Annotated in this window: 10 protein-coding genes and 1 rRNA gene; 3 read left to right on the forward strand and 8 right to left on the reverse strand. The window is 47.1% G+C overall.

Annotated features, from left to right (window positions below; genetic code table 11):
- Positions 1 to 18 precede the first annotated feature (18 nt).
- The 6 genes from sufU to Q5741_RS19055 form a co-directional block, all read right to left on the reverse strand.
- Entirely contained in the window at positions 19 to 444 is a 426-nt protein-coding gene (gene sufU, locus Q5741_RS19030; protein ID WP_305025704.1) for a Fe-S cluster assembly sulfur transfer protein SufU, read from the reverse strand.
- Positions 434 to 1,657: a cysteine desulfurase gene (locus tag Q5741_RS19035; RefSeq protein ID WP_305025705.1), complete on the reverse strand. Its 1,224-nt coding sequence runs from the start codon at positions 1,655 to 1,657 to the stop codon at positions 434 to 436. The genes sufU and Q5741_RS19035 overlap by 11 nt, the downstream gene beginning before the upstream one ends.
- A complete protein-coding gene (gene sufD / locus Q5741_RS19040; protein WP_305025706.1) occupies positions 1,654 to 2,958 on the reverse strand; it encodes a Fe-S cluster assembly protein SufD in 1,305 nt (434 codons plus the stop codon). The genes Q5741_RS19035 and sufD overlap by 4 nt, the downstream gene beginning before the upstream one ends.
- A gap of 24 nt (positions 2,959 to 2,982) precedes the next feature.
- Positions 2,983 to 3,765, reverse strand: coding sequence for a Fe-S cluster assembly ATPase SufC (sufC, locus tag Q5741_RS19045; RefSeq protein ID WP_305025707.1), 783 nt, complete (start codon positions 3,763 to 3,765; stop codon positions 2,983 to 2,985).
- Between the two features lie 389 nt (positions 3,766 to 4,154).
- Complete coding sequence (locus Q5741_RS19050) at positions 4,155 to 4,619, reverse strand: Dps family protein (RefSeq protein WP_305025708.1); 465 nt, start codon at positions 4,617 to 4,619, stop codon at positions 4,155 to 4,157.
- Positions 4,620 to 4,935: 316 nt separating this feature from the next.
- Entirely contained in the window at positions 4,936 to 5,238 is a 303-nt protein-coding gene (locus tag Q5741_RS19055; RefSeq protein WP_305025709.1) for a YunC family protein, read from the reverse strand.
- A gap of 213 nt (positions 5,239 to 5,451) precedes the next feature.
- Here Q5741_RS19055 and Q5741_RS19060 point away from each other — a divergent pair, with 213 nt between their 5' ends.
- A complete protein-coding gene (locus Q5741_RS19060) occupies positions 5,452 to 6,012 on the forward strand; it encodes a hypothetical protein (RefSeq protein WP_305025710.1) in 561 nt (186 codons plus the stop codon).
- A gap of 40 nt (positions 6,013 to 6,052) precedes the next feature.
- Here Q5741_RS19060 and Q5741_RS19065 read toward each other — a convergent pair whose 3' ends face one another.
- Positions 6,053 to 6,442, reverse strand: a complete 390-nt coding sequence (locus Q5741_RS19065) for a DUF423 domain-containing protein (protein ID WP_305025714.1) — start codon at positions 6,440 to 6,442, stop codon at positions 6,053 to 6,055.
- A gap of 242 nt (positions 6,443 to 6,684) precedes the next feature.
- Between Q5741_RS19065 and Q5741_RS19070 the strand changes: the two genes are divergently transcribed.
- Together Q5741_RS19070 and Q5741_RS19075 are read left to right on the forward strand one after the other, a co-directional pair.
- Positions 6,685 to 7,128, forward strand: coding sequence for a hypothetical protein (locus tag Q5741_RS19070; protein WP_305025711.1), 444 nt, complete (start codon positions 6,685 to 6,687; stop codon positions 7,126 to 7,128).
- An 81-nt stretch (positions 7,129 to 7,209) separates the two neighbouring features.
- Entirely contained in the window at positions 7,210 to 8,061 is an 852-nt protein-coding gene (locus Q5741_RS19075) for a DegV family protein (protein WP_305025712.1), read from the forward strand.
- Positions 8,062 to 8,173: 112 nt separating this feature from the next.
- Here the strand turns inward: Q5741_RS19075 and rrf are convergent.
- A 5S ribosomal RNA gene (gene rrf / locus Q5741_RS19080) occupies positions 8,174 to 8,290 on the reverse strand.
- Positions 8,291 to 8,496 lie beyond the last annotated feature (206 nt).

The raw sequence follows: 8,496 nt of genomic DNA on the forward strand, positions 1-8,496 counted from the left end.
CTCCCTAACCTCTTGTCGTTAATGCTCAACTTCGATTCCCTTGCGCAGTGCATTCCAGGCCAATGTGGCACATTTGATGCGTGCTGGGAACTTATTCACACCGGATAGGGCTTCGATATCTTCGTAATCGTCAAAATCCACTTCTTCCCCCTGCATCAGCTTGGAGAAACGGCCAGCCAGATCCAGGGCCTGCTCGAGCGATTTGCCTTTTACCGCCTCTGTCATCATCGAAGCGGAGGACATGCTGATCGAGCAGCCTTCTCCGGAAAACTTGGCATCTTCAACGATATTGTTCTTCGTCTTCAACTGCAGGGAAATCCGGTCTCCGCACGTTGGATTGTTCAGATCCACCGTTACGGCCTCATCGTCTTCGAACCTGCCGCGGTTGCGGGGGTTCTTATAGTGATCCATTATAACACGCCGGTACAGGTCATCAAGTTGCATCGCCAAAATACTCCTTTGTCTGGATTAAGGCGCTGATCAAACGGTCGACGTCTTCTTCTGTATTATACAAGTAAAAGCTTGCGCGTGCAGTAGAACCTACTTTGAGCCAGCGCATCAGCGGCTGACAGCAGTGATGCCCTGCACGAATCGCAATCCCGCTGGCATCCAGCACGGTGGCCACATCATGGGGATGTACTTCATCCATATTAAAAGTAATCAGTCCAACGTCCCTTTTAGCCGGGCCATATATAGAAATGCCATCAATCTCTCTCATGCGGTCCATCGCGTAATTTGCGAGCAGACTCTCATGACGTTCAATGGCATCCATGCCAATATTACTAAGGAAATCAATCGCAGCGCCCAGACCGACAGCTCCTGCAATAATTGGGGTTCCGCCTTCAAACTTCCAAGGGAGCTCTTTCCAGGTGGATTCATACAGACCAACATCGTCGATCATTTCTCCACCAAACTCTACAGGCTCCATCGCGTCTAGAAGGGCCTTTTTGCCGTACAAAGCACCAATTCCGGTAGGACCGCACATCTTATGGCCGGAGAGCGCATAGAAGTCACAATCCAGGTCCTGTACATCCACCTTCATATGAGGGGTGCTCTGTGCTCCATCAACGACCATAACGGCACCATGACGATGAGCGATCTCGGCAATCGCTTTGACCGGATTCACCACGCCCAAGACATTCGAGACATAGACAACCGAAACCATCTTCGTCTTGTCTGTAATCGTCTTCTCCACATCAGCCAGATCAATATTGCCGTCTTCCTGCAGTGGAATATATTTCAGAGTCGCTCCTGTTGCCTTGGCCAGCTGCTGCCAGGGAATCAGATTACTGTGGTGCTCCATCGGCGTAATAACGATCTCGTCGCCTTCCTTCACATTGGCATGGCCATAGGAAGAAGCAACCAGATTCAGAGCCGTTGTCGTTCCACGCGTAAAAATGATCTCCTGGCTGCGCTTGGCATTAATGAACTTCTGCACCTTCTCGCGTGCACCCTCGTAAGCGTCGGTTGCCCGGCTGCCCAAAGTGTGCACACCGCGGTGAACATTCGAATTGTCCCATTCATAATAACGCTTAACCGCGTCGATTACCGCGAGCGGTTTCTGTGATGTTGCCGCATTATCCAGGTAGACCAATGGATGACCATTGATCTCCTGGTGCAGAATGGGGAATTGCTCCCGAATCTCTAACGGATTCATTGTCCCAGTTTCCGTTCAACCAGGCGCTGCAGCTGTTCCTGCAGGGCTGGCAGTGGAATTTCCGATACCACCGGAGCCAGGAAACCATAAATAATCAAGCGTTCGGCTTCCTCGCGGGTAATCCCCCGGGACATCAGGTAATAGATTTGTTCCTGGTTTACTTGTCCTACCGATGCTGCGTGTCCTGCAGTTACGTCATCTTCATCAATCAAAAGGATCGGGTTGGCGTCTCCACGGGATTTCGGGCTCAGCATCAATACTTTCTCGGTTTGCTGACCGTCCGCCTTAGTCGCGCCTTTCTCAATCTTCGTGATTCCGTTGATGATAGCTGAAGCTTCTTCACGCATAACAGCACGTGTGATCATCTGGCTTGCAGAATCTCTGCCAAAGTGCTGAGCTTGGGTTGTATAGTTAATCTTTTGGGCACCGGAGCCTACAGCAATGATTTTGGAATCCGAGGTGGATCCATTGCCCTTCAGTACGGTCATTGTATTACTTGCTGTATTACCGTTGTTCATCTCACCGACAATCCACTCAATTGAAGCATCGTTATCCGTTACCGCACGGCGGAAAGAGATATCCGTTGTGCTGCCATTAAGCTGATGAACCGTTGCATAACGCACTTTCGCACCGGCTTTGGCATACACTTCAACAGCGCCGTTATGGAACACCGGAGAAGACAGCTCACCGGAAACATAGTTGTCTACGTAAGTGACAGAGCTATTCGTATCCGCAACGATCAAAATATGCGGAGCAAATGCAGCACCAGCATCATCCGTCAGGAATACGGCCTGCAGCGGCGCTTCGATCTCGACATTCTTCGGAACATACAGGAATACACCGCCGTTCCACAGAGCTGTATGCAGCGCCGCAATGGAGCTTTCCTCACTTTTAACGACTGTATGCAGATAAGGTTTAACCAGCTCTTCATGCTCACGTGCCGCAGTTTCCAAATCGGTGAAGATCACGCCTTTGGCAGCAAGATCAGCAGAGAGATGTGTATAGACGATACCGGAGTTGCGCTGAATAATAAGGCTTCCGTTTTCTTCAGGCTTGATCAGATCGGCAATCGCAGCCGGAGCCTCATCCAGTGAAGCAAGAGCCTCTTCAGCTTGGTATGCACCGTACTGGCTCAGATCCCAGCGATCGATTTTAGTTTTCTCAAATTGTGGTAGTTCCAGTTGACCTGCAAGCTCCAAGGCTTTGAGGCGCAGCTCCGTAAGCCATGCTGGCTCATTCTTCTGCTGAGCCCAAGCGCGCAACGTGTCAGAGTTAACCGGAAGAGTAGTTTGTGTTGTCATCAGTGTTCCTCCTTCGTCTCTGTCTTACGCTTCTTGGCCTACAGTTTCATCAACTATTCCGAGCTCTTCTTTGATCCAGTCGTAACCATCAGCTTCCAGACGCTCTGCCAGCTCAGGACCGCCAGACTTCACGATACGGCCTTGCATCATAACGTGAACGAAATCAGGTTTGATGTAATTCAACAGACGCTGGTAGTGGGTAATAACTAGGAAACCACGGTCTTCGCTTCTCATAGCATTTACACCGTTTGCTACAATACGCAGGGCGTCGATATCCAGACCGGAGTCAATTTCGTCAAGCACGACAATTTTCGGATCCAGCAGCAGCATCTGCAAAATTTCGTTACGCTTCTTCTCACCGCCGGAGAAGCCTTCGTTCAAGTAACGGTGTGCAAATTCCGGGTTCATTTCGAGATCCTTCATTTTGCCTTCCATTTGACGGATAAATTTAATCAGGGAAATTTCATTGCCTTCACCGCGGCGGGCGTTGATTGCACTGCGAAGGAAGTCAGAATTTGTAACACCGGCAATTTCACTTGGATATTGCATCGCCAGGAACAATCCTGCGCGCGCACGCTCATCCACTTCCATTTCCAGTACATCTTCGCCGTCCAACAGAACTTTACCGTCTGTTACTTCATATTTAGGATGTCCCATCAGAGCAGATGCCAGGGTACTCTTGCCTGTACCGTTTGGACCCATGATCGCATGGATCTCTCCGCCCTTCATTTCAAGGTTAATTCCTTTCAGGATCTCCTTGCCTTCGATTGTTGCTTTCAAACCTTCAATGACGAAATTTGTAGCCATGTCTGTTTGTCCCTCCAATAAAGTTGTCTATTCATGGAAATCAGAAAGTTATATCATCTAACAGGGGTTCCCCTGATTTCATGCAATGATAAAAATCACAGTTTATTTATAATCATTCTAAACTGATTCTCAGTGATTCTCAAGTCGATTTTATAATAAAGTTCATTTTCATTGCAACCTCCGGACTATTTGACATTGTTTGCAGGTATCCTTCAAAATATTAAAAAGGCCTGGCTGAATACTCAACCAGACCTGATATTTCCTTAACTTCATCTAATTACTTGTCAGCTGCAGTCAGCTTGGGTGTCTGTCGACCGGCACCGGCATATCCTGCAAGCGTCACCAGTCGTCCTGCAGAGCAGACCGCGCTATATTGTTCCCGCCCAGGATTAGTTACCCAGGAAAGAACGGAGCATCCACATATGCTTCTCCAGGTCACGTTTGTAGCCTGTCAGCAGATCACTAGTTGGTTGATCCTCTGCCTCTTCAGCTGCATCAATAATTTCCTGGAATTCTTCTGACAGTGTCGCGAAATCTTCGATGATCGTCTGCACCATCGTATTCGCATCTTCCTTGCCGCTTGCTTCCTGGATGGAAGACAGTTCAAGATATTCTTTAAGGGTTGCGACAGGACTGCCTTTAATGGCCAGCAGTCGTTCTGCAATCTCGTCCATTTTCAGCGTAACTTCATTATAAAGCTCCTCAAATTTTACATGCAGCGTGTAGAAGTTAGGACCTTTAACATACCAATGGAAGTTGTGGATTTTAACATAAAGTACATTCAGGTTGGCAACTTGACGGTTCAATTGTTGTTCCAATGTTGTAGAAGCTTTGGTTGTTTGTGTTTTAGCCATAATGATCCCATCCTTTGTCATAAATTAAGTTTGCAATCCATTCCCATTCCTGTTTGAATGATAGGCCTGGACTGTATAATTGTCAGCGTCAAGACGCCAGCAGGCCAGATACTATACCTGCCAGGCGTCTATTCTTCATTTACCCTTGCTAATTTCTTGCGAAACAAAATCCGGCCGATTCTGTGTGCGGCTGCAAACGGAACAACCTTATTGTGAACGCTTGTTTATACTATTATTCCAGGTCCTTACTTTATGTACAGCAGCGCCCCGGCTCACATTCTGATGTCTTGTTACACGGGGGCTGCACAGGTCTAATTCACAGCATTTTCTCCAATGCTTCATAACCTGACATTCCAGGCAATACTCCTATAGCCTCTGCTTCCTTGGTGACCGATTCCATCGGCGCATTCAGGAGCTGTTCAAGCGTTCGTACACCGATAGCCCGTGCCGCAATAATTTGACGAGATCCAAGTACCTCATTCAAAAGACCTATATCAAGCGCTCCGCACATGATGTATCCTCGGGAGGTTGAAATGCTGAGCAGCGTCGTTTTTGGCAGCTTGACTTCGACCCCGATCAGAACAGAATCTCCTACACGAATTGGCTCCATGGTTACCATATGAAGCACTGCACCTCCTTTTAATATTAAGACCATTGTATGCATGATGTGTGGCACAGTGTGGACCTTTACCCAGACAAAATTGTCGAAATGTATCGAATCAGGTATGTAAAATTGCGAGTCTTAGGTACTATGCTTTGTTTCATTTTAATGATATGATGATTAATACCTAACAGGACAATCTGACAATCAAACAGCGGGGCTGGAGGAACAATGAAAAAGGAATCATCCACTGAGGAAACGAGTTTTTTATTTAACGTTGATATTTTGGTTCAAGGTCAGTCCAACGGACACGCACTTCAAGCCTTATTGGATACGCTTAACCACATGGAATCAGCTGCTGATTACCGAATCAAATCGGGCATTGAACTAGGTTCTTTAATTGAAGCAGCGCTCCAAGTCAAACGCGGCTCGATGGCCTCCTTATCCGGTATCAAAAGCCAGGCATCCCAGACCAGCTCTCCGGCAGGTAAGAGTAGAGCAAACGTTCAATCCGAGAGCAAGCAGATGACAGACAAACCAGCTTCAGTTACAGAGAAACCGTCATCATCAGGCAGCAGCATTACTGGAGATTTAAGTACATGGATTCAAGAACAGATTCAAGGGAACAAGCTTGTACGAATTATAGTGAACCGTTACGGCCGCCAACAGAGCATTCCCTGCCGTATTCTCAATTTTGACCTTTCCAATGGACTTATTAACGTCTACCATGTAGATGAGAAGCAGGTATACTCCTTCCGCACGAATGAAATTGATGAATTTAAGGTTTTCTGAAAAACAAAAAAACGGACACCAGGTGTCCGTTTTTTTGTTTTCAAGAATGTGCCGATCCATTTTTTCTGGGAGCAGCCAACGCGAGTAGAATCCATCCCGCAATAAAACAGACTCCTCCCAGCGGTGTAATTGCCCCCAGGACCTTCACTCCTGTTATACTTAGTACATATAAACTTCCCGCAAACAGCACGATCCCGATCACGAACAATCTTGCCGCCCAGAGCAGCTTGGCTGAAGTGCCCCACTGTCCTGCCGCCAGGGCAATCAGCACAAGCCCGATTGCGTGATACATGTGATATCTGACCCCTGTCTCGAATATAGCCAGCTCATCTGCATCTATTTTCCCCTTCAATAAGTGTGCTCCAAAAGCACCGATGGCTACAGACAGCATCGCTGCCACAGCCCCGATTCTAATCCACCTTTGCTGCATCATATGATTCTCTCCTTTGTCTGGATAACCGCTTATATAGCCTGTTATCGCTTGTAACGACGTTACTTGTTTAATATTAAAGGATTATTTTATCGTTTTCCACTTTACTCTGTCCGTTTATAGTGGGTGAAGAGGTGTTAATGTTGTATAAACCTCATTACATCTATCTTATGAGGGTTGATTTTTACAACAGGATATGAAATGGTATATGTTTGATAACTTATTCTAAGGAGAGATGTGTAATGGGCTTGAATCAGAACTCCACCGAGAGGCCAGGATTCACAGAAACGGACGCAAGTACATTCATGAACGAAAGGGAGGTCAAAGTAAAACACGCTGGTCCCGGGATCGCCTCCTTTGTACTAGGTTTGCTGTCTATTTTGGCGTTTGCAGCATTTTTTCTAATGTTCAGCTCGACGCTGTATCAGTACGCCAACACGTATGCAACAACCGGTCTGGATCCTGAAGAGCTGGCTTCCAACCCTGGTTTTATCGGATCGCTCGTTTTGTTCGCTATTTATGTACTATTCGCTTTTGCAGGTGTTATACTCGGAATTGTCGGCTGCTCCATGCGTCATCGTCGTAAAGTGTTCGCCGTTACCGGATTGATTATCAACGTGATTATGCTCCTGCTGGTGGTAGGTTTAATTATCTTTGGTGTTATTGCACAGCAAGTATCTCTTTAAGCGATTTGCTAGCGTTACAGCGTTGTTTTATAATATGGTGGTTATTAGCTTAACCGATACTTTGAATTGAAGGAGAACTCGATGCGTAAAATACACATCTTCGCTGACAGTACCAGCGATTTACCCAAGGAATGGCTCTCTGAATACCAGATTGGCATTGTGCCGCTCTACTCTGTATTCGGGGACGAATCCTTACGGGATGGGGTAGATATCTCCCCACAGGAGCTGTATGCGCGTGTCAGCCAGACGGGCAGCCTGCCTAAGACAGCTGCACCCTCGCCGGCTGATTTTATACATGCATTTACACCATACATAGAACAGGGCGACGATATCCTATATATCAGCTTGTCTTCCGAATTATCCTCCACCTATCAGAACGCACTTCTGGCAGCAAGTGAATTCCCTGATGGACGGGTTACGGTATTTGATTCTCTAAATTTGTCCACAGGTATTGGACTGCTCGTTATGAAGGCCGTCTATGCGGTTCAGGAAGGGAAGTCGACCGACGAAATCATAGACATGCTTCATCAGGTTCGTCCGCTTGTGGATACTGAATTTGTTATTGATACATTGGAGTACCTATATAAGGGCGGGCGCTGCTCCGGGATGCAAAATCTGATCGGCAGCCTGTTAAAGATTCGTCCGGTCATCAAGGTTATTGACGGCAAAATGACACCTGCCTACAAGGTGCGGGGCAAACGGGAAAAGGCATTGGATCAAATGCTGAGCAACGCTTTATCTCAAAAAGAGTCTATGGACAACGATATTATTTATGTCGTCCATTCTATGGCGGAGACGGATGCCCTTCAGCTGCAGCAAACGCTAAAAGAGCAAACCGGTGCCAAACAGGTTGTCCTGTCAACAGCAGGTTGTGTCATTTCCAGTCATTGTGGACCTAATACGATAGGAATTATATACAGTAAGAAAGCCTAGTTATGAATAAAGCCCCATTAACCTTAATAAGGCCAGTGGGGTTTATTCAATTATATGGAACAGTTAAAACAACAAAAAACCACTGTCGATCACTCAACAGTGGTTTTCATGTGCTTGGCAACGTCCTACTCTCCCAGGACCCTGCGGTCCAAGTACCATCGGCGCTGGAGGGCTTAACGGTCGTGTTCGGGATGGGTACGTGTGGAACCCCTCCGCTATCGCCACCAAACCTGATTTTGCGCTGCATTTCCATCACTGAATGACTTCAGCAATATCAAACCTTAGAAAAGGCATACAGCTTGCTACAAGGTTTGCACCTTGAAAACTGGATCCGAAACAAACATGCGATCTAGCTGCTTACCGGATGTCTCCGGCAAGCTTGTAGGATAAGCCCTCGACCGATTAGTACTGGTCAGCTCCATGCATTGCTGCACT

This window comes from Paenibacillus lacisoli, from assembly GCF_030580655.1.
GTDB lineage: Bacteria > Bacillota > Bacilli > Paenibacillales > Paenibacillaceae > Paenibacillus > Paenibacillus lacisoli.

What these genes read in the sequence shown, in the direction of transcription:
- sufU (WP_305025704.1), bottom strand. Translation starts at nt 444, where the DNA reads ATGCAACTTGATGACCTGTACCGGCGTGTTATAATGGATCACTATAAG.
- Q5741_RS19035 (WP_305025705.1), bottom strand. Translation starts at nt 1,657, where the DNA reads ATGAATCCGTTAGAGATTCGGGAGCAATTCCCCATTCTGCACCAGGAG.
- sufD (WP_305025706.1), bottom strand. Translation starts at nt 2,958, where the DNA reads ATGACAACACAAACTACTCTTCCGGTTAACTCTGACACGTTGCGCGCT.
- sufC (WP_305025707.1), bottom strand. Translation starts at nt 3,765, where the DNA reads ATGGCTACAAATTTCGTCATTGAAGGTTTGAAAGCAACAATCGAAGGC.
- Q5741_RS19050 (WP_305025708.1), bottom strand. Translation starts at nt 4,619, where the DNA reads ATGGCTAAAACACAAACAACCAAAGCTTCTACAACATTGGAACAACAA.
- Q5741_RS19055 (WP_305025709.1), bottom strand. Translation starts at nt 5,238, where the DNA reads ATGGTAACCATGGAGCCAATTCGTGTAGGAGATTCTGTTCTGATCGGG.
- Q5741_RS19060 (WP_305025710.1), top strand. Translation starts at nt 5,452, where the DNA reads ATGAAAAAGGAATCATCCACTGAGGAAACGAGTTTTTTATTTAACGTT.
- Q5741_RS19065 (WP_305025714.1), bottom strand. Translation starts at nt 6,442, where the DNA reads ATGCAGCAAAGGTGGATTAGAATCGGGGCTGTGGCAGCGATGCTGTCT.
- Q5741_RS19070 (WP_305025711.1), top strand. Translation starts at nt 6,685, where the DNA reads ATGGGCTTGAATCAGAACTCCACCGAGAGGCCAGGATTCACAGAAACG.
- Q5741_RS19075 (WP_305025712.1), top strand. Translation starts at nt 7,210, where the DNA reads ATGCGTAAAATACACATCTTCGCTGACAGTACCAGCGATTTACCCAAG.